This window comes from Leptothrix toolikensis (SeqCode), assembly GCF_057922285.1.
The window spans coordinates 1-18,617 of record NZ_JBYSVC010000034.1 but is presented as its reverse complement, the minus strand read 5'-3'; the positions used below and the strand labels follow the sequence as shown (position 1 = coordinate 18,617).

15 protein-coding genes and 1 tRNA gene are annotated in these 18,617 nt (G+C 60.2%); 8 read left to right on the top strand and 8 right to left on the bottom strand.

Going from position 1 to position 18,617, the window contains the following annotated elements:
• The first annotated feature begins 5 nt into the window (after positions 1-5).
• From AC3VI7_RS06930 to AC3VI7_RS06895, 8 genes are read left to right on the top strand one after another with little or no spacing between them, the layout of a single operon-like run.
• The gene (locus tag AC3VI7_RS06930; protein WP_489669445.1) at positions 6-1,427 is read left to right on the top strand and encodes an aspartate aminotransferase family protein; all 1,422 of its coding nucleotides are present in this window, start codon (positions 6-8) and stop codon (positions 1,425-1,427) included.
• A gap of 54 nt (positions 1,428-1,481) precedes the next feature.
• On the top strand, positions 1,482-2,606 hold the full coding sequence (locus AC3VI7_RS06925) for a polyamine ABC transporter substrate-binding protein (RefSeq protein ID WP_489669444.1): 1,125 nt from the start codon (positions 1,482-1,484) through the stop codon (positions 2,604-2,606).
• Position 2,607: 1 nt separating this feature from the next.
• Entirely contained in the window at positions 2,608-3,720 is a 1,113-nt protein-coding gene (locus AC3VI7_RS06920; protein ID WP_489669443.1) for an ABC transporter ATP-binding protein, read from the top strand.
• Positions 3,717-4,613 (top strand): ABC transporter permease, encoded by an 897-nt coding sequence (locus tag AC3VI7_RS06915; RefSeq protein WP_489669442.1) that lies wholly within the window; start codon positions 3,717-3,719, stop codon positions 4,611-4,613. The genes AC3VI7_RS06920 and AC3VI7_RS06915 overlap by 4 nt, the downstream gene beginning before the upstream one ends.
• Positions 4,610-5,449 (top strand): ABC transporter permease, encoded by an 840-nt coding sequence (locus tag AC3VI7_RS06910; RefSeq protein ID WP_489669441.1) that lies wholly within the window; start codon positions 4,610-4,612, stop codon positions 5,447-5,449. The genes AC3VI7_RS06915 and AC3VI7_RS06910 overlap by 4 nt, the downstream gene beginning before the upstream one ends.
• Before the next feature lie 9 nt (positions 5,450-5,458).
• Positions 5,459-6,895: a DUF3138 family protein gene (locus tag AC3VI7_RS06905; RefSeq protein ID WP_489669440.1), complete on the top strand. Its 1,437-nt coding sequence runs from the start codon at positions 5,459-5,461 to the stop codon at positions 6,893-6,895.
• A gap of 16 nt (positions 6,896-6,911) precedes the next feature.
• Positions 6,912-8,411, top strand: a complete 1,500-nt coding sequence (locus tag AC3VI7_RS06900; protein WP_489669439.1) for an aldehyde dehydrogenase — start codon at positions 6,912-6,914, stop codon at positions 8,409-8,411.
• A gap of 16 nt (positions 8,412-8,427) precedes the next feature.
• Positions 8,428-8,997: a nucleotidyltransferase family protein gene (locus AC3VI7_RS06895; RefSeq protein WP_489669438.1), complete on the top strand. Its 570-nt coding sequence runs from the start codon at positions 8,428-8,430 to the stop codon at positions 8,995-8,997.
• 24 nt (positions 8,998-9,021) lie between these two features.
• On the opposite strand, the gene AC3VI7_RS06890 is transcribed toward AC3VI7_RS06895, so the two are convergent.
• The 8 genes from AC3VI7_RS06890 to AC3VI7_RS06855 form a co-directional block, all read right to left on the bottom strand.
• Complete coding sequence (locus AC3VI7_RS06890; protein ID WP_489671060.1) at positions 9,022-12,213, bottom strand: type I restriction endonuclease subunit R; 3,192 nt, start codon at positions 12,211-12,213, stop codon at positions 9,022-9,024.
• Entirely contained in the window at positions 12,210-13,292 is a 1,083-nt protein-coding gene (locus AC3VI7_RS06885) for a Fic family protein (protein ID WP_489669870.1), read from the bottom strand. Before AC3VI7_RS06885 ends, AC3VI7_RS06890 begins: the two co-directional genes overlap by 4 nt.
• A gap of 142 nt (positions 13,293-13,434) precedes the next feature.
• The gene (locus AC3VI7_RS06880) at positions 13,435-13,620 is read right to left on the bottom strand and encodes a hypothetical protein (RefSeq protein WP_489669871.1); all 186 of its coding nucleotides are present in this window, start codon (positions 13,618-13,620) and stop codon (positions 13,435-13,437) included.
• On the bottom strand, positions 13,620-14,873 hold the full coding sequence (locus AC3VI7_RS06875) for a restriction endonuclease subunit S (RefSeq protein WP_489671059.1): 1,254 nt from the start codon (positions 14,871-14,873) through the stop codon (positions 13,620-13,622). Before AC3VI7_RS06875 ends, AC3VI7_RS06880 begins: the two co-directional genes overlap by 1 nt.
• Positions 14,863-16,296 (bottom strand): PDDEXK nuclease domain-containing protein, encoded by a 1,434-nt coding sequence (locus AC3VI7_RS06870; RefSeq protein WP_489669873.1) that lies wholly within the window; start codon positions 16,294-16,296, stop codon positions 14,863-14,865. The genes AC3VI7_RS06875 and AC3VI7_RS06870 overlap by 11 nt, the downstream gene beginning before the upstream one ends.
• Positions 16,286-16,699 carry an HI0074 family nucleotidyltransferase substrate-binding subunit gene (locus AC3VI7_RS06865; protein ID WP_489669874.1) on the bottom strand — a complete coding sequence of 138 codons (414 nt, stop codon included), beginning with the start codon at positions 16,697-16,699 and terminating at the stop codon, positions 16,286-16,288. Before AC3VI7_RS06865 ends, AC3VI7_RS06870 begins: the two co-directional genes overlap by 11 nt.
• A 186-nt stretch (positions 16,700-16,885) precedes the next feature.
• Positions 16,886-18,427: a class I SAM-dependent DNA methyltransferase gene (locus AC3VI7_RS06860; protein ID WP_489669875.1), complete on the bottom strand. Its 1,542-nt coding sequence runs from the start codon at positions 18,425-18,427 to the stop codon at positions 16,886-16,888.
• 91 nt (positions 18,428-18,518) lie between these two features.
• A tRNA-Pro gene (locus AC3VI7_RS06855) sits at positions 18,519-18,595 on the bottom strand.
• Between the last annotated feature and the right edge of the window lie 22 nt (positions 18,596-18,617).

Genomic DNA, 18,617 nt, shown 5'->3' with positions numbered 1-18,617 from the left:
ACGCCATGACTGAGTTGATCAGCCCACGCAGCACCCGTGCATGGCAAGACGCCGACACGGCGCATTTTCTGCACCCTTTCACCGACTTCCAAGCCTTGGCGCACAAGGGCTCGCGCATCATCGAAAGCGCCCACAACATCTACCTGCGTGACACCGAGGGTCAACGCATCCTCGACGCCATGAGCGGGCTGTGGTGCGTCAATGTCGGCTACGGCCAGCAAGCGCTGATCGACGCCGCCACCCGGCAAATGGGCCAACTGCCCTTCTACAACAGCTTCTTTCAAACCACCACGCCGCCGGCGGTGGCCTTGGCCGAGAAGCTGGCTGAGATCACGCCAGCGCAGTTTCAGCACGTTTTCTTTGCCAATTCGGGCTCAGAGGGCAACGACACCGTGATCCGCATGGTGAGGCGCTACTGGGATCTGCAAGCGCAGCCTGAGCGCCACGTGATCATCAGCCGCTGGAACGGCTATCACGGCTCGACCATGGGCGCAGCCTCGCTGAGCGGCATGCGCTACATGCACGCTCAAGGCGGTTTGCCGATTCCCGGCATCACTCACATTGAGCAGCCGCACCTTTTTGAGTTCAATCTCCAGCGCCGCAGTGCGGGCTTGCCCAGCGTGGAAGAAGCTGAGTTTGGCCTGATGGCCGCACGCTGGCTGGAAGACAAAATCTTGGAGGTGGGCCCCGACAAAGTCGCCGCCTTCATCGGCGAGCCGGTGCAAGGCGCTGGCGGCGTGATCGTGCCGCCCGCCACCTACTGGCCGGAAATCCAGCGCATCTGCGACAAGTACGGCATTTTGTTGGTCAGCGACGAAGTGATCTGCGGCTTTGGCCGCACGGGGTCGTGGTTCGGCTGCGAAACCATGGGCACGCGCCCTGATCTGATGACCTTCGCCAAGGGCGTGACCTCGGGCTACATCCCCTTGGGCGGCGTGATGGTGGGCGAGCGCGTGGCCAAGGTCTTGATCGAGCAAGGCGGCGAGTTTGAGCACGGCTACACCTACTCGGGCCATCCGGTGGCTTGCGCTGTGGCGCTGGCCAATATCGAATTGATGCAAAGCACGCGGCTGATTGAGCATGTGCGCGACGACATCGGGCCTTATTTGGCCCAAGGGTTCGAGTCGCTGCGCGACCATCCTTTGGTGGGTGACGTGCAGAGCTGCGGCTTGATGGCCGCCTTGCACTTGGTGCGCGCCAAGTCAAGCGCCGGGCCTGAAGTGTTTGATCCGCAACTCGGTGTCGGCATGATCTGCCGGGGGCACTGCTTCGGCAACGGCCTGATCATGCGCGCCGTGGGTGACCGAATGATCATTGCGCCCCCCTTGGTGATGACCCGGGCCCAGATCGACGACATGATGGCGTTGATTCGCCTTTGCCTTGATCGCACCTTGGCTGATCTGCGCGCACGCCATCTGTGGGTTTGATGGGCATACCTCGATAGACTCACACCCCCAACCGCCTCTTTCGGAGTTCCTTTGATGAAATCGATGTTCATTCGCTCGATGGCTGCGGCTGCCGTGGCTTGGATGGGGTGTTTGGCCGCCCCAGCGGTGCAAGCCCAAGAGGAAGAAAAAGTCCTCAACATCTACAACTGGTCGGACTACATCGCAGAGGACACGATCCGCAATTTCGAGAAAGAAACCGGCATCAAGGTCCGCTACGACAACTTTGACAGCAACGAGTTTCTGCACGCCAAACTGGTGGCGGGCCGGACCGGCTACGACATCGTGGTGCCCTCGGCGCACTGGGCCAAGTTGCAAATCGACGGCGGCTTGCTGCGCAAGATCGACAAGGGCCAAGTGCCCAACCTGAAACACCTCAACCCCGCCGTGCTGGCGCAGCTGGCACGCATGGACCCGGGCAACGAGTACACCGTGAATTGGCTCTGGGGCTTCACCACCGTCGGTATCAACGTCGAGAAGGTCAAGGCAGCCCTGGCCCCCAAAGGCCTACCGATGCCCGAGAACGTATGGGATCTGGTCTTCAAGCCCGAATACATCTCTCAGCTCAAGTCCTGCGGCGTCTCGTTCCTCGACTCGGCCAGCGAAGTGGTGCCTGCCGCCCTGCACTACCTTGGCAAGCCCTCCTTCAGCAAAAACGCGGGCGACTACATCACCGCGCTTAACTTGCTCAAGACGATTCGGCCCTCGGTGACGCTGTTCAGCTCCTCGGGCTACATCAACGACTTGGCCAACGGCTCCATCTGTCTGTCGCTGGGTTATTCGGGTGACATCAACATCGCCCGCCAACGGGCCATCGACAACAAAACCGGCCAGACCATCCAAGCCCTGCTGCCCAGCAGCGGCGGCTTGCTGTTTTTTGACGTGATGGTGATGCCCGCCGACGCTCCCCACCCGGGCAACGCCCACAAGTGGATCGACTACCTGCTGCGCCCCGAAGTTCACGCCAGCCTGACCAACAAGGTGTTCTACGCCAACCCGAACAAGGAATCGCGCAAGTTCATCAAGCCTGAAGTGGCCAGCAACCCCACGGTGTTTCTGTCGGATGCCGACATGAAGAAGATGATCGCACCCGACGCGCTGAACAACGATCTACGCCGGCTCATGACCCGGACTTACACCGCCTTCAAGACGGGCATGTGACGTGACCGCAGCGTTCTTGCAGATCCAAGATGTCGTCAAAGACTTTGACGGCAGCCGTGCGGTCAACCACGTCACGCTGGAGGTGCCTCGGGGCGCAATCTTCGCGCTCTTGGGCCCTTCGGGTTGCGGCAAGACCACCTTGCTGCGCATGCTGGCGGGTTTTGAGACGCCAAGCTCTGGGCGCATCGTGCTTGACGGTCAAGACCTGACCGGCATGGCCCCTTATCAGCGGCCCATCAACATGATGTTTCAGTCCTACGCGCTGTTTCCGCACCTCACGGTGTGGGACAACATCGCCTTTGGTCTGCACCGCGAAAAAATAGTGCGCGCTGAAATGGCTCAGCGCGTCGAGAGCCTGCTGGCCTTGGTGCAACTCGAAAAGCTGGCCAAGCGCAAACCGCATCAGCTCTCCGGCGGTCAGCAGCAGCGCGTCGCCTTGGCGCGCAGCTTGGCCAAACAGCCCCAACTGCTGCTGCTCGATGAGCCCTTGGGCGCACTGGACAAGAAGCTGCGCGAGGAAACCCAGATTGAGCTGGTCAACATTGTCGGCAAGGTCGGGGTGACCTGTGTGCTGGTCACGCACGATCAAGAAGAAGCCATGACCATGGCCTCGCAGATCGCGGTGATGCATGAGGGTAGCCTGATGCAAGTGGGAACACCCAGCGAGATCTACGAAACACCCGGCTCACGCTTCGTGGCCGACTTTATTGGCAACGTCAATTTGATCGCAGGCCAAGTCATCGACGATGCCCCGGATCACGTCATCATCGACACCGCTGATGGTCAACACTTTGTCGGTCATGGCATCACCGGCACCCAAGGAATGAACGTCACGGTGGCGCTGCGCCCCGAGAAAATTCACCTATCGCATCCACCATCCCATCCATCGCATCAGCCTCCCGTGCCTGACGATGCGTTCAATCGGGTGGCGGGGGTGATTGAGTCGAAATCCTATTTCGGCAGTCATACCCACTACCAATTGCGCCTGCCCAGCGGCCAAAGCATGGTGGTCCATGTCGGCAACACCCAGCGACATCAAGATCAGCCCTTTGAGCGCGGGCAATCCGTCTGGGCTCATTGGTCGCCTTTGGCCAGCGTGGTCTTGACGTCATGAAGGGCCGTCATGCGGTCATCGGCCTGCCCTATGCATGGCTGGTCGCCTTTTTCCTGATCCCGTTCCTGATCCTGTTCAAGATCAGCGTCTCGGAGATGGAGACCGTCCATTTCAAAGATCTGCTGAGCTACACCGACGGCGTGGTGCAGATCAAAGTCAAGCTGAGCAACTACTTGGCCCTGGCGGACGATGACCTGTATGTCAAAACCTACCTAGCCAGCCTGCGTTACGCCGCTGTCACCACGCTGATCTGCTTGGGGTTGGGTTATCCCTTTGCCTACTTCATGGCCCGCGCCCGCGCCGAGATCCAACCCATGCTGCTCATGCTGGTCATGCTGCCCTTCTGGACCTCGTTCCTGCTGCGGGTCTACGCCTGGAAAGGCTTGCTCGCGACGCATGGCTGGATCCATGACTTGGTGATGTTGAGTGGCTTCGGGCAGCTACTGTGGTGGTCGGGCGCGATTGAAGAGCCGGGACAGTTGATGAACAGCCCCTTCTCGCTGGTGATCGGCATGGTCTACACCTATTTGCCGTTCATGGTTCTGCCGCTATACAGCCATTTGTCCAAGATGGACGGGCGGCTGCTGGAGGCCGCAGCCGACTTGGGGGCCCAACCTTGGACTGTGTTTCGGACCATCACCATCCCGCTGTCTAGGCCGGGCATCATCGCGGGTTCCATGCTGGTCTTCATCCCTTGTGTCGGTGAATTTGTCATCCCGGAGCTGCTGGGCGGGCCGCGCACCATGATGATTGGCCGGGTCTTGTGGGATGAATTCTTCTCCAACAACGACTGGCCCATGGCGGCCTCGGTAGCCGTGGTGATGGTTTTGCTGGTGATCGTGCCGCTGGCGCTGTTTAGCCGGACCCAAAACAGCCCAGGAGCGCACCCATGACAGGACGGCTCGCTCGGTTTTGGTTGGTGGCGGTGTTTCTCTTTCTGTACCTGCCGATCTTTTCGCTGGTGCTGTTCTCGTTCAACGATTCCGAACTGCCCAACGTCTGGCGCGGTCTGACCTTGCGCTGGTACACAGCACTGATCTCGGATCAAGAGTTGATCCAAGGCTTGTGGCTGTCGTTGAAGATCGCTTTCATCAGCGCCTCAGCCGCGATCATGCTGGGCACCTTGGCGGCGTATGCGCTGGTCAAGTACCCAGCCTTCAAGGGCCGAGCGCTTTTTGCCGGCATGCTCAGCGCGCCCTTGGTGATGCCCGAAGTGGTGATTGGGCTATCGCTGCTGCTGTTTTTGGTCGCTGTGCAGCGCCTGCTGGGCTTTCCAGAACGGGGCGTGCTGACCTTGGTCTTGGGACATTTGCTGGTCGGGTTTGCCTACGCCACGGTGGTGATCAAGGCGCGCTTGGGTGAGATGAACCCGCAGCTCGAAGAAGCCGCCATGGATCTGGGCGCGCGCCCTTTGCAGGTCTTCTGGTTGGTGACGTTGCCGCTGACCGCACCCGCCATGCTTTCTGCCTGGTTGCTGACCTTCACGCTCTCCTTGGACGATGTGGTGCTCTCAGCCTTCCTCTCCGGCCCGGGCTCGACCACCCTGCCCTTGGTGATTTTTTCGCGGGCCCGCTTGGGGCTGAGTCCCAGCATCAATGCGGTGGCCGCCTTGATCGTCTTTGTGGTGTCGGCCGGTGTGCTCGCCGCCAGCCTGTTCATGGCCCGATCCCAGAAAATAAGATCCCAAGAAATGCATCAAGCTAGAAATACAACAAGCACAACCCCTTAGGAGAAACCCATGCCTCATCCCACGAAGACGCCCCACACGGCGGCCGCCATCGCAGCCACGCTTCTGATGTGCGGCTTGGCCGTTTCGCCCCTCCAAGCGCAGGCTGGGGCCACACCCGCTGAGCTGGAGAAGGAGTTGCAGGTTCTGCAAGAGCGGCTGCGCCTGATGGAAGAGCAAATGGCGGAGATACGCGGCAATCGCAGCCAGCTCTCGGCTGAGTTGATGAGTGAGCTGCAAGAGCTCAACCGCATCACCATCAAGGCCGAAGCCCTTGAAGACGCGCGCGATGCGGCCGGCCACAAGATGCTCAAGGCCAGCGGCTACATGGACCCGAGCTTTGTGATCAACCGCGCCCAAGATCGCAGCGGGTTTCAATTTCTGAACCGCGCTGACACCGCTGCCGGTGGCGATGGCTATAACTTTGACAACTCCTACTTCGGCACCGCTGTGATCGACTTCCAAAAGGAAACCGACAGCGCCGTCAAATGGCGGCTCACCTTGGCACCGAATCGGGGCGTGGGCTCGGTGTTTGATGCCTCCTCGCCGGTGCATGAGGCCTCCGTTTCAGTGCCGCTGACCGATCTGCAAACGCGTCTTATCGCCGGCCAGATCCCCGATTGGTCGGGTTATGAATACCTCCAGCCGACGCTGAACAAGCTCATCACCCACAACCTGCTGTTCGACATGACCTTGCCTGCCGCCTACTCGGGTGCGGGGATCGACATCACACGGGGCAAATGGACGCTTAAATCGGTGCTGGCCAACGTCAACGCCAGCAAGAAAAGCCCACGCAACCGGGCACCCGCTTTGGCGTATCGGGTCGATTACTCACGCGGTGAGTTCCAAGGGGTCGGCTTTGCTGGCGTCTTCGGTAAAGCGGTCAATGGTCGAGCCAATGAACTCGACACCACCGTGGGCTCAGCAACCAATGGACAACCGCTTTTCCCCCAAGATCACGGCCTCGACACCCAAGTGCATCTTTTTGAGGTGGACGGCTACTTCATCCGGGGTGACATCACCTTGCAAGGCCAGTTCAGCATCGGCGGCCAACAAAAAGCGGCCATCACGCCCGGGCCGAACGGTGAATTGCGCGACGCCAGTTGGTATGGCGTTTCGATGTTGGGGGCTTATCGCTTCACGCCGCGCCTTGAAAGCACGCTGCGTATCGACCACCTGAACAACGAACGCAACGGCGGCGGCCTGTTGGGCTACTACACCGCCGACGGCCGCAACGGTGTCGGCCCCGGGCATGGCGGCGACCCGAACATCGGGGCCAATCGCTCAGCGGTGACCTTCGGCACATCGTTCATGCTTGATCTCAGCACCACCCTGAAAGCCGAATACCGCATCGACTACGCCTCACAGCCGGTTTTTGAATATGTTCAAGACGGCATCTATCGCCCCAAGAACGACATCTTCGGCGTCTCGCTGTTGGTGGCGTTTTAAGGTTTTGGAGCTAACCATGATCAACCCAGCACTGGATTGGAGCGAGCGGGCCGCCGATTTACGCATCGACGGCCGCTGCTTCATCGACGGCAAGCGCGTCCACGCCCGCTCAGGAGCGGTGTTTGACAGCCATTCGCCCCTCCAAGGCCAATGGTTGGCGGAAATAGCACGCGGAGGGGCCGAAGAGATTGACGCTGCTGTCACCTCAGCCCGGCGAGCCTTTGAAGACGGTCGCTGGGCGCATGTCTCGCCGATGGGGCGCAAGCGCGTGCTGGCGCGCTTTGCTGAACTGATCCGTAGCCATCAAGATGAGCTGGCGCTGCTCGAAACCCTCGACATGGGCAAACCCATCCAGTACGCCTTGAGCGTCGATGTGGCCGGCACAGCACGGTGCATGCAGTGGTACGCCGAAGCGATCGACAAGCTCTACGGCGAGATTGCCCCCACGCCGCGCAGCGGCTTGGCCTTGATCCAGCGCGAACCCATCGGCGTGGTGGGCTGCATCGTGCCGTGGAACTACCCGATGATCATGGCGGCATGGAAGATCGCCCCGGCCTTGGCGGCCGGCAATTCGGTCGTCTTGAAACCCAGCGAAAAGTCACCCCTGACCGCCCTGCGCTTGGCCGATCTGGCCCTGGAAGCAGGACTGCCCCCGGGCGTATTGAACGTGGTGCCCGGCTTTGGCGCAGAGGCCGGTGAAGCCTTGGCGCTGCACAACGACGTGGATGTGCTGGGCTTTACGGGCTCGACCCGCACAGGCCGGCGCATGCTCGACTACGCCAGCCGCTCCAATCTCAAGCACGTTTACAACGAACTCGGCGGCAAAAGCGCGTTGATCGTCTTTGAAGATTTTGCCGATCTGTCGCGCGCCGCCAGCACCGCCGCTGCCAGCCTGTTCTTCAACCAAGGCCAGAGCTGCAACGCCCCTTCACGCGTGCTGGTCCACGCAAGCGTGGCCGACGCTTTCGTTGAGCAAGTCGTGGCTGAAGCGGCCAAATACCCACCGGCCGACCCGCTGCTGGCCGACACCGTGATGGGTGCGGTGGTGGACGAAGCACAGCTCAACACCGTGCTGGGCTACATCCAACAAGGCCGGGCCGAGGGCGCGCGCTGCGTGGCCGGGGGCCAACGGACCATGGCGGAGAGCGGCGGCTTCTACGTCGAGCCCACGGTTTTTGATCAGGTCACCAACCGCATGGCCATCGCCCGCGAGGAAATCTTTGGCCCGGTGATGAGCGTGATCCGCTTTGCCACCGAAGCCGAAGCGATTGCCATCGCCAACGACAGCCCCTACGGCTTGCAAGCCAGCGTCTGGACCGACAACCTGAACCGCGCCCACCGCACCGCCCGCGCCCTACGCGCCGGCACCGTCCACGTCAACCAATACGACGAAGACGACATCACCGTGCCTTTTGGCGGCTACAAACAAAGCGGCAACGGCCGCGATAAGTCCTTGCACGCTTTCGACAAAGTGACTGAACTCAAAACGACGTGGATCCGGGTGGATGAGGCCTGACAACAAGAATCACACCATGGGTTGTATGGAAAAAATCAACCAAGTTCAGCAATTGGTTGCAGAAATCAACCGTTTGCATCTTGAGTTTTCCAAAGATTATTTCGAGTCGGGGCGAATTGAAAAAGTCAATCTATCCCGAACCATCAGTCATGTGCCGGCGCCTCACATCTACACATACCGCCTGACCTTGCATGAAAGCATCAATGATTACCTGATGACGGCGAACATCGACATCAAATACTTCTACCGCGTCAAAACCCGCGAAAGCATTGATGACAAGATAGGTCGCTTTTCTGTCCGGGAAGATCAATACCCAGTCAACAACTGGCTCAATGATATTTTTGGGGCCCGCATCATTTTGGCCACCGATGAGATTGATGTTGTCATGAATTTGCTCGATGCCTGGCAAGACGGGCTGGGGTTGAAAAATTGGTATTTGCGCGACAAAGAAAGCTATCGCGGTTTACACATTTACTTCAAAAACAAAAGCAACTTTTACTTCCCGTGGGAACTGCAAATCTGGGATGGAAAAGATCTTCAGAACAACATCAAAAACCACGAGAAGTTCAAACGCAACTTTGTCTGAATTTCAAACATAAAACTGGGCGCATCACCCCCAGCTCTCCCCCAACGTCTCGACTTGCTGCAAGACCAGCTCGATGGCTTCGTGGGTTTGGTCGGGGGGGTATTTGTATTTGCGCAGGATGCGCTTGACCATCAGGCGCAGGGTGGCGCGGACGCTGTCGCGTTGGGACCAATCGACGCTGATGTTTTGGCGCAGGCTCTCGGTCAGCTCATGGGCGATTTTCTTCAGCGTTTCGTCGGGCATCTCGCGCACGGCCGACTCGTTGTTGGCCAGCGCGTCATAAAACTTCACCTCGTCGTCTGAGAGGCCCAGCAACTCGCCCCGGTGGGCGGCGGCCCTGAACTTCTTGGCCATGTCCACCAGTTCTTCCATCACCTGCGCGGTTTCGATGCTGCGGTTTTGGTAGCGGGTGATGACGCTGGAGAGCAAGTCAGAGAACTTCTTCTGCTGCACCACGTGGGTGGCGAACTTGGCGTGGATCTCGCCTTCGAGCAGGCGTTCCAGCAGCTCCACCGCCAGATTCTTCTCGGGCAGGTTTTGCACTTGCGCTAAAAAATCATCGTCCAACAGCCCGATGTTGGGTTTGTCCAGCCCCACGGCGTCGAAGATGTCCACCACCGCGTCGCTCACCACCGCCTGATTGATGATCTGGCGGATGGCGACCTCACGGTCTTGGTCGGTTTGCTTGCGCTGGCTGAGGTCGCGCTTGGTCAAGAGGACCTTGACCGCCTGCATAAAGGCCACTTCGTCGCGCACCGCCCGGGCTTCGTCAAGCGTGCAGCACAGGCTGAACGCTTTGCTCAGGGCCAGCGTGGCGTCAGCGAAGCGCTTCTTGCCGTCGCGCTTGCTGTCCTTGCCGTCGGCCTTGAGACCCAGGATGTGGTTGGCGGCACCGGCCAGCGTCCTGTGCCCCCCGGTCTTGAAGCCGCTGTGGTCAAAGCCGTGCAGCAGCGCTTGCAGCACGTCGAGCTTTTCCAGCAGCACCGACAAGGCTTCGTGCGCGTCCACCGTCGGTCGGCCCCGGCCTTGGGAGGCGGTGTACTCACGCATGGCACTTTTGAGCTCGTGGCCAATGCCGATGTAGTCCACCACCAGCCCGCCTTGCTTGTCCTTGAACACCCGGTTGACGCGGGCAATCGCCTGCATCAGGTTGTGACCCTTCATGGGCTTATCGACGTACATGGTGTGTACGCAAGGGGCGTCAAACCCCGTGAGCCACATGTCGCGCACGATGACCAAACGCAGCGGGTCGGCGGGGTCTTTGAAGCGCTTCTCCAGCCGTTTCTTGACCTGGCTGGCGTGGATGTGTGGCCGCAGCAGCGCTTTATCGGAGGCACTGCCGGTCATGATGACCTTGATGGCCCCCAGCTCGGGGTCACTGCTGTGCCACTCAGGGCGCAGCCGAACGATCTCGTCGTAGAGATGCGCGCAGATGTCGCGGCTCATGGTCACCACCATCGCCTTGCCATCCTGCGCCTTGTTGCGCTCCTCAAAGTGCGCCACCAGATCCGCCGCCACGCTGGCCACACGCGGGGCCGCGCCAACGATCCGCTCCAAGGCGGCCCAGCGGGATTTGAGCTGCGCTTGGATGCTTTCTTCCTCGCCCTCAGCCAGCTCATCCACCTCATCGTCGATCTGCGGCAGCTCATCCTCGTTCAGCCGCAGCTTGGCCAGCCGGCTCTCGTAGTAGATGGCCACCGTCGCGCCGTCTTCCTTGGCCTGCTGCATGTCATAGACATGGATGTAGTCACCAAACACGGCCCGCGTGTCGCGGTCGGTGCTGCTGACCGGCGTGCCGGTGAAGGCGACGAAAGTGGCGTTGGGCAAGGCGTCGCGCAGATGCTGGGCATAGCCGACCTGATAGCTGGCCTTGGACTCAACCTTGTATTCAGCCGGCACCAGCTCGGCGCTCAACGCTTGGGGGCCACCACTGCCGGTGGTCAACGCCCGGGTTCGGAGCTTGGCCTCAAAGCCGTACTGCGTGCGGTGCGCCTCGTCGGCGATGACGACGATGTTGTGCCGGCTGGAGAGCACCGGAAAGACGTCCTCATCCTCGCCCGGCATGAACTTCTGGATGGTGGCAAAGACGATGCCGCCCGAAGGCCGGTGGCTCAGCAAGCGGCGCAGTTCATGGCGGGTGGTGGCCTGCACTGGCTGCTCGCGCAGCAGGTCTTGTGCAAGGCTGAAGACACCGAAGAGCTGGCCGTCCAGATCGTTGCGGTCGGTGATGACCACCACGGTCGGGTTTTGCATCGCGGGCTCTTGCATCACGCGGGCCGCAAAGCAAGTCATGGTGATGCTCTTGCCGCTGCCTTGGGTGTGCCAAACCACCCCGCCCTTGCCGCGCTGCGCCGCCAAGCCATCGGGTCGGGAGGCGGCCAGCACCTTGGCCATGGCCGCCCGCACCGCGTGGACTTGGTGATAGCCCGCCACCTTTTTGATCAGCTGGCCGTCATCCTCAAACAGCACGAAGTTGCGCAGCACGTCGAGCAACATGCCCGGGGCCAGCAGGCCGCGCACCAAGGTTTCCAGTTCGTTGAACGCCCCCAAGGGGTCAAGGCTCAAGCCGTCGATGGTGCGCCACTGCAAAAAGCGCTCGGCGCTGCCTGAAAGCGACCCCAACCGCGCCTGGCTGCCGTCGGAAATGATCAGCAGCTCGTTGTACTGAAACACGTCGGGAATCTGCTGCTTGTAGGTTTGGAGTTGCTCGAAGGCTTTCCAAATATCGGCGTGCTCATCGGCCGGGTTTTTCAGCTCCATCACCACCAGCGGTAAGCCGTTGACGAACAGCACGATGTCGGGCCGGCGCGTGTGGTGCGGCCCTTTGAGGGTGAACTGGTTGACGGCCCAGAACTCGTTGCGCTCAGGCGCTGCCCAGTCCACCAAGCGCACCCAATCGCCCACGGTCTCACCGTCGCGCGGGTACTGCACCGGCACGCCGCCCACCAGCAGCCGATGAAAAGCCCGGTTGGCCGCCAACAGCGCCGGGATGCCCAGATCCAGCACCTGCGCCAGCGCATCGTCCAACGCCGCAGCCGGCACCGCCGGATTCAACCGCCGCATGGCCGCCCGCAACCGCTGGCTCAGCACCGCCTGCCGAAAATTCTCCCGCTGCGGCTGCGGCCCATCCGGCGCAATCTCCGCCCCGCTGCGCACCGCATACCCCACCTCGGCCATCCAGCCCAGGGCTTCTTGTTCGAGATCGTTTTCGGTCATGGGGCCTCCCTTGGCGCGCGCAGAAGAATCTGGTTGAGCGCGAGGTTCATGTAGTAATTGCTGCGACCGACCTTGTGCTTGCGCAAGAAGCCTGCTTCGACCAAGGCTTCTAGGTACTTGGTAGCCGTCATGCGTGACACCTGCAAATCCCGCTCGATGAAATCGATCTTGGTGTACGGGTGCATGAACAGGTTATTGATCAGATCCTGGCTGTAGAACTTGTGACCAGCGCGTATGCGGTGCTTGTAATCCTGCAGGGCGCTCTTGATCGCCTGCACGGTATCGATCGCGGCCAGCGCCGTTCGTTCCACCGCTTCCAGCATGTACAGCACCCAGGCTTCCCAGGCGTCCTCGGTGCGCACGGTTTGCAGCAGGCGGTAGTAATCGGACTTGGTCTGGACGATGTGCTGGCTCAGGTACAGCACCGGAATGTCCAGCAACCCTTCCTTAACGAGGTACAGAACGTTGACGATGCGCCCAGTGCGGCCATTGCCGTCGTAGAAGGGGTGAATGCTCTCGAACTGGTGGTGGATGAGCGCCATCTTGATGAGCGGATCAACGTCCAGTAGATCGGGCTCATTGATGAAGCGCTCCAAGTCTCGCATCAGCGCCACGATGGTGGCCGGATCCTGTGGCGGCGTGTAGACCGTCCGCCCGGCACCATCCTTCAGCGCCGTGCCGGGCAGCTTGCGAAAGCCCGCTTGGTTGCGCTCCAGTTCACCTTGGATGGTGATGATGTGATTGGCCGTTAGCAGGCCGCTCCTGCGTACCTGTTCGAATCCCACACGCAGCGCTTGACGGTAGCGCAGCACCTCCTTGGCGGCTGGATTGGTGAACGCGTCCGGGTCCACGTCGTCACGGAATAGCTCATCGTGGGTGGTGACGATGTTCTCAATGGCCGAACTGTCCTTGGCCTCCTGCAGGCCCAGGGTATTGATGAGGATGCCCTGGTTAGGAATGGACGCAGCCACGCCCTTGAGTTCCGCCAGCCGCCGGCTGCTGCGGGCCAGCTTCTTCAGGATGGCAGGCTGGTCGAAGCGCGTGGCTTGCAACTGCTCCAGCGGAAAGAGATCGGGCATCGGGTGACCTGCTCATTTGTCGAGAAATGAATGATTTTTATACAGGTGCGCGCGGACATGCATAAAAAACAGTGATTTCTAGACACGTCACCTTGCAAAGGCTCCGCCGAACCTGGCCGAAATCAGGCGCGGCAACAGAGTTTCAAGCCTTTGGCGTATGTCGTTTCGGCGGTGGGGCGGGCTCTGTGGTCGCAGGAGCATCGCTGAGCAGTTGGCCGTTGAGGGAATACCAGTTGGGGATGCCCAATTGCCGATTGCGGGTCTGGGCCTCGCGCACGGCTTGGTTGCCGATGCGGATGAAGGGCGTGGACCAGTGTTCAGTTTTCATCATGCGAGCGCAGCTTCCATGGTTGCCCGCGCTTCGGGCAGGCGGAGTTGACCGGAAATCAGGCGGGGGAGCAGGGTATCGCGCAGGGTGGAGAGGGTTTGGGCTTGTTGTTCGTTTAGGCGCACACGCTGGTGCAATTGAAGTGCAGTTTTCTCGTAAGCATCAACACATGCCCGTGACGGAATGACATACGGCAATCCATGAATATGGTTTCGATTAAGTGTTGGCACGGCCGAACCTGCATTAAATGCTTTGAAATCCAGAAGACGCAAGATTTCATATGCATAACATGCTGTCGCAGCCTTGAATTCTTTAACCCAAAGTGTTGTATTGAGCGGCCAATAATCGCCCAGCTCTAAAAAAACTTTACCAAGAACACCTGAACGCCCGGTAACTACGCCCGGCCCTTTTGCCATGGCTTCCACGTGTTTACCGCTTGGGCCACTGGCTGCGATAATTGGAAAATCTCCTGAAATTCTGTCTTGTGATGGCAAATCAAAGCCTCTTTGCAAAACAAGAAGATCCTCAAGCCGTCCGCAATCCCACCCCTTCGGCACCCTCCCCAACTCCGTCTCCTCGAACGAATCCGGAAACAGCGCCGCTGTGGCTTCGTCCATACCTTCGGGGGCGCGGCCTTCCATCTTGGCGCGCACGGGGTCGAAATCCACAAACCACGACTTGAACAGCGCCTGCGCGATGGCTTCGAGCGTGGCGTTGGTTTCGCGCAGGAGGGTGATGCGGGAGTCGAGTGCGGCAAGGACGCTGGCGATTTCTCGCTGCTCATCACGCGGCGGAATCGGCAATTCAAAGTTCGGAATGTCGCGGCATCGCAGGCTGTCAAAGACAGCGCCAACATTGATGTACTTGCCGATCTCATCCCACCACTCGGTACCTCTGACCAACCACCGCAAATACTCAGGAAGAACCTTCGCCCCATTGGCACGAAGCACGACAAGGTTCTGGCCAATAGCGCACTTCAGGCCAGGAGGAACATGTGCGCTTTCACCAGAGTTGCAACGCCGCACCACCACCACGTCGTTCGCTTGCGGGGCGAGCTTCTTCGTCCACTCAAGGTAATCAGCCTCGGAAATCCGACGCACGCCATCAAGGGCAATGTGTCCGTCGCGCAACTGCGGAATGGCCACATACGGAACTCCTTCGGCCGCTGCCGGCGGGGTTCTATGGTCGCAATCAATCAGCGCAACTCCGGCGGCCTTGAGGGTGAGCCGTTCCCAATCCACCTCAGCACTCATACCCCAGCCCCCCAGCTTCTGTCGAATCATCGTTGTTCGTGTCCAACCTCAACTCCCGCTCCAACTGCTCAATACTTGGCAACTTGCCCCGCAGCGCCTCGGGCAGGGTATGCGACAGCGTGTAGGTCGATAAACCCATCGGTTTCTGGATGTCGCTCAGCGCGTATTCGGCCACCAGTCGGTCCTTGCTCTTGCACAGCAACAGGCCGATGGTGGGTTGGTCGCCCTCGCCGCGCAGTTGCTCGTCCACGGCCTTCAGATAGAAATTGAGCTTGCCGGCAAACTCGGGCTCGAAGTCCACGGTCTTGAGTTCCACCACCACATAGCAGTGCAGCCGCACGTGATAGAAAAGCAGGTCGAGGAAGAAGTCGCGCTCGCCCACTTGCAGCGGCACCTGGCGGCCGATGTAGGCGAAACCCGCGCCCAGCTCCAGCAGGAACTGCGTGATATGCGTGACCAGGCTGGTTTCCAGCTCACGCTCGCTGTGCTCCTGGGTCAGCGACAGAAAGTCGAATACATAGGGGTCTTTCAGCACCTGCGCCGCCAAGTCGGACTGTGCCGCCGGCAAGGTTTGGGCGAAGTTGGTGATGGCGCGGCCCTCGCGCTGCCACAGGCCGCTTTCCATCTGGTGCACCAGTACGCTACGGCTCCAGCCGTAGGCCAGGGTGTTCTGCACGTAGTACAGCGCCTCGTCGTGCTGCTTGCACTTGGTGAGGATGGCGAGGTTGTGGCCCCACGGGATGGACAGGATGTGCGGCGTAGCGGGCGGTGGCGCGATTTGGGCAACAGCCTGTTGCCCGATGGGCCCCAGCGCTGTGTCTCGCCAGAACAGGTGCCACTGGCGGATGTACTTCAGGTTGCGCACCGAGAAGCCCGCCACCTCGGGAAACTCGCGCGTCAGGTCGGCGCTGAGCTCGCCCAGAAAGCCCTGGCCCCAGACGACATCCTGCTGCCGGGCCGCGATGTCGGCACCCAGCTCCCAGTAAAACTGCAACAAGGCGGTGTTGACCGCCACGGCGGCCTTGAGCTGTACCTGCCTGAAGCGCGCTTTCAGTTCGCCCAGCCAAGCGCGGTACTCGGCCTGGTGGCCGATGGCTTCAGATCTCATACCCCGCCCCGTCCATACCTTCTGCACCACCACCCGATCACGCTCAATAATTTTTCTAAACGATTCACTCGTCGTGGCCCAATCGACTAGATCGACTTTGTAGGGCAAATCGGATTCATCAAAGGCTTCGGCCATCAAACCCAAAGTTGTGAAACTCAGCGGCGTTTCACCAAGAATGCACAGATCCAGATCGGAATACTCTTTGGCCAGCCATTTGGCGCGTGAGCCAAAGGCCCAGACTTCGCGCTCGGGCACATGCTTTTGCAAAATATCGTGAACGATTTTCAGGTGATCGGCGCGCATATCAAGCAACATGGGATGGCAGCCTTTTCAAAAGATCGCGCACATGAACCAAAAAAATAGGGATCTGGCCAAAAACTTCAGCAGCGATTTTGGAATCGTAAGTGTGCAACGTGCGGTCGCGGGCGGATAAAAACCCAAACCAGCTTTCCGCATCCACCAAAATTCCCAGCTTGGCCGCCTCGCGGATCCAGCCCCGTTTGGCGCTGGCTTCATCGAGCCGGTAGACCTCTTTGAGCACCCGAACAACCACCTGCCGCGCCAAATCCATCGTGACTTCAAAACGCTGAATGGCCCCATCGCGGGCAATCAACAGCAAGCGCGATTGGGTTTCCTTGGCGTATTGATAATCGCCCAGCCCTTCTTCCAAGGCATTCACCGCCAAATGCAAGGCTTCGAAACTGATTTCAGGATTCATAGCCCAGATCCCAGCGCTAGTTGTTCGGTGCTCATGGATTCGATGCCGCTCCTGCCATCCCACTCACAGCGCATTGCTTCCTGCACGGCTTGCGGGTCACCTTGCCAATTGGGCGAGGTTTTCAACAATCCCACGAACTCCTGCCAATCCGCCGCGTCGGTCGGCTCTTGGTCAGTCGGTGGTGATTCAGATCTCATACCCCAGCCCCGCCAGTTTCTGCCGAATCACCGCGTCCAACTCGGCACCACGGGCCATTTGCTCGGCGAGTTTTTCGGTGAGCTTTTGCATCTTCTCAGTGAAGGCCTCGTCGTTGTCCTCGACTGCTTCGGCACCCACGTAGCGCCCCGGCGTCAGCACATGGCCGTGTTGGGCGATCTCGGCGAGCTTGACGCTGCGGCAGAAGCCGGGGATGTCGGTGTAGGCGGATTCGCCGCGCCACGCCGCCACCGTGTCGGCGATGCGGGCCATTGCGGCGTCATCCAGTTCGGCCTGGACGCGGCTGATCATGCGGCCGAGCTTGCGGGCGTCGATGAAAAGCACTTCGCCCTTGCGCTTTTTTTGCTTGGCCAAGAACCACAAGCAGGCAGGAATCTGGGTGTTGAAGAAAAGTTGACCGGGCAAGGCCACCATCACTTCGACCACATCGGCCTCGACCATGGCGGCGCGGATCACGCCTTCATTGTTCTGGCTGGAGCTCATCGAGCCGTTGGCCAGCACGATGCCCGCGCGGCCGCTGGGTTTGAGGTGGTAGAGCATGTGCTGCAACCACGCATAGTTGGCGTTGCCCTGCGGCGGGTCGCCGTACACCCAGCGCGGGTCGCCTTCCAGGCTGCCGTGCCACCAGTCGCTGATGTTGAAGGGCGGGTTGGCGAGGATGAAATCGGCGCGCAAGTCGGGGTGCTGGTTGCGCGTGAAGGTGTCGCCCGGTTCGCGGCCCAAGTTGAAGTCGATGCCGCGCAGGGCCAAGTTCATGGCCGCCAGCCGCCAAGTCGTGGGGTTGGCTTCTTGGCCGTAGATGGAGACGTCGCCCTTGCGGCCGCCGTGCGCTTCGATGAAACGCTCGGACTGCACAAACATCCCGCCCGAGCCGCAGCAGGGGTCGTAGACCTTGCCGCTGTGCGGGCCAAGCACGGCGACCAGCGTTTTGACGATGCTGGCGGGGGTGTAGAACTGGCCACCGCGCTTGCCCTCAGCGCTGGCGAACATGCCCAAAAAGTATTCGTAGACTTGGCCCAGCACGTCGCGGGCGATGTGGGCATCGTCCCCAAAGCCGATGGTCGAGATCAGATCGACCAGCTCGCCGAGCTTGCCGTCGGGCAACTGCGCGCGGGCGTAACGCTTGTCGAGGATGCCTTTGAGCCGGGGGTTTTCGGTCTCGATCAGGGCCAGCACGCTGTCGATGTACTTGCCGATCTCGACGCTCTTGGCCATCGAGCGGATCTGCTCCCAGCGCGCCATCTCGGGCACCCAAAAGACGTTGACGGACGTGTAGTAATCGCGGTCTGCCAGCTCAGCGTCGATGTCGTCATCGCTGGCGTCGGCGTAGAAGAACGCATCTTCGGGGTCACGCAGGCGCTTTTCGAGCTCAGCCGTGCGGGCGGCGAAGGTGTCCGAGATGTATTTGACGAAGATGAGCCCGAGCACCAGGTGCTTGTACTCTGCCGCGTCCATGTTGGCGCGCAACTTGTCAGCGGTGGCCCAGAGGGTCTTCTTGATGTCTTCGAGCATGGGAGTCCTCTCTATCGGGGTGTATGTGTATCACCGCAGCCCCATAGCAAAATGGTCCAGATCCTTGTGAGATCTGAACCATTGAACTTTTTGGTCGGGACGGCGGGATTCGAACTCGCGACCCCTTGCACCCCATGCAAGTGCGCTACCAGGCTGCGCTACGCCCCGACTGAGCCTCAGATTGTATACG

Bases quoted from the DNA above. Each gene is read 5' to 3' on its own strand.
- AC3VI7_RS06885 (WP_489669870.1), bottom strand. From the start codon at position 13,292: ATGCCCGATCTCTTTCCGCTGGAGCAGTTGCAAGCCACGCGCTTCGAC.
- AC3VI7_RS06905 (WP_489669440.1), top strand. From the start codon at position 5,459: ATGCCTCATCCCACGAAGACGCCCCACACGGCGGCCGCCATCGCAGCC.
- AC3VI7_RS06925 (WP_489669444.1), top strand. From the start codon at position 1,482: ATGAAATCGATGTTCATTCGCTCGATGGCTGCGGCTGCCGTGGCTTGG.
- AC3VI7_RS06860 (WP_489669875.1), bottom strand. From the start codon at position 18,427: ATGCTCGAAGACATCAAGAAGACCCTCTGGGCCACCGCTGACAAGTTG.
- AC3VI7_RS06890 (WP_489671060.1), bottom strand. From the start codon at position 12,213: ATGACCGAAAACGATCTCGAACAAGAAGCCCTGGGCTGGATGGCCGAG.
- AC3VI7_RS06870 (WP_489669873.1), bottom strand. From the start codon at position 16,296: ATGTTGCTTGATATGCGCGCCGATCACCTGAAAATCGTTCACGATATT.
- AC3VI7_RS06880 (WP_489669871.1), bottom strand. From the start codon at position 13,620: ATGAAAACTGAACACTGGTCCACGCCCTTCATCCGCATCGGCAACCAA.
- AC3VI7_RS06915 (WP_489669442.1), top strand. From the start codon at position 3,717: ATGAAGGGCCGTCATGCGGTCATCGGCCTGCCCTATGCATGGCTGGTC.
- AC3VI7_RS06875 (WP_489671059.1), bottom strand. From the start codon at position 14,873: ATGAGTGCTGAGGTGGATTGGGAACGGCTCACCCTCAAGGCCGCCGGA.
- AC3VI7_RS06910 (WP_489669441.1), top strand. From the start codon at position 4,610: ATGACAGGACGGCTCGCTCGGTTTTGGTTGGTGGCGGTGTTTCTCTTT.
- AC3VI7_RS06895 (WP_489669438.1), top strand. From the start codon at position 8,428: ATGGGTTGTATGGAAAAAATCAACCAAGTTCAGCAATTGGTTGCAGAA.
- AC3VI7_RS06865 (WP_489669874.1), bottom strand. From the start codon at position 16,699: ATGAATCCTGAAATCAGTTTCGAAGCCTTGCATTTGGCGGTGAATGCC.
- AC3VI7_RS06900 (WP_489669439.1), top strand. From the start codon at position 6,912: ATGATCAACCCAGCACTGGATTGGAGCGAGCGGGCCGCCGATTTACGC.
- AC3VI7_RS06930 (WP_489669445.1), top strand. From the start codon at position 6: ATGACTGAGTTGATCAGCCCACGCAGCACCCGTGCATGGCAAGACGCC.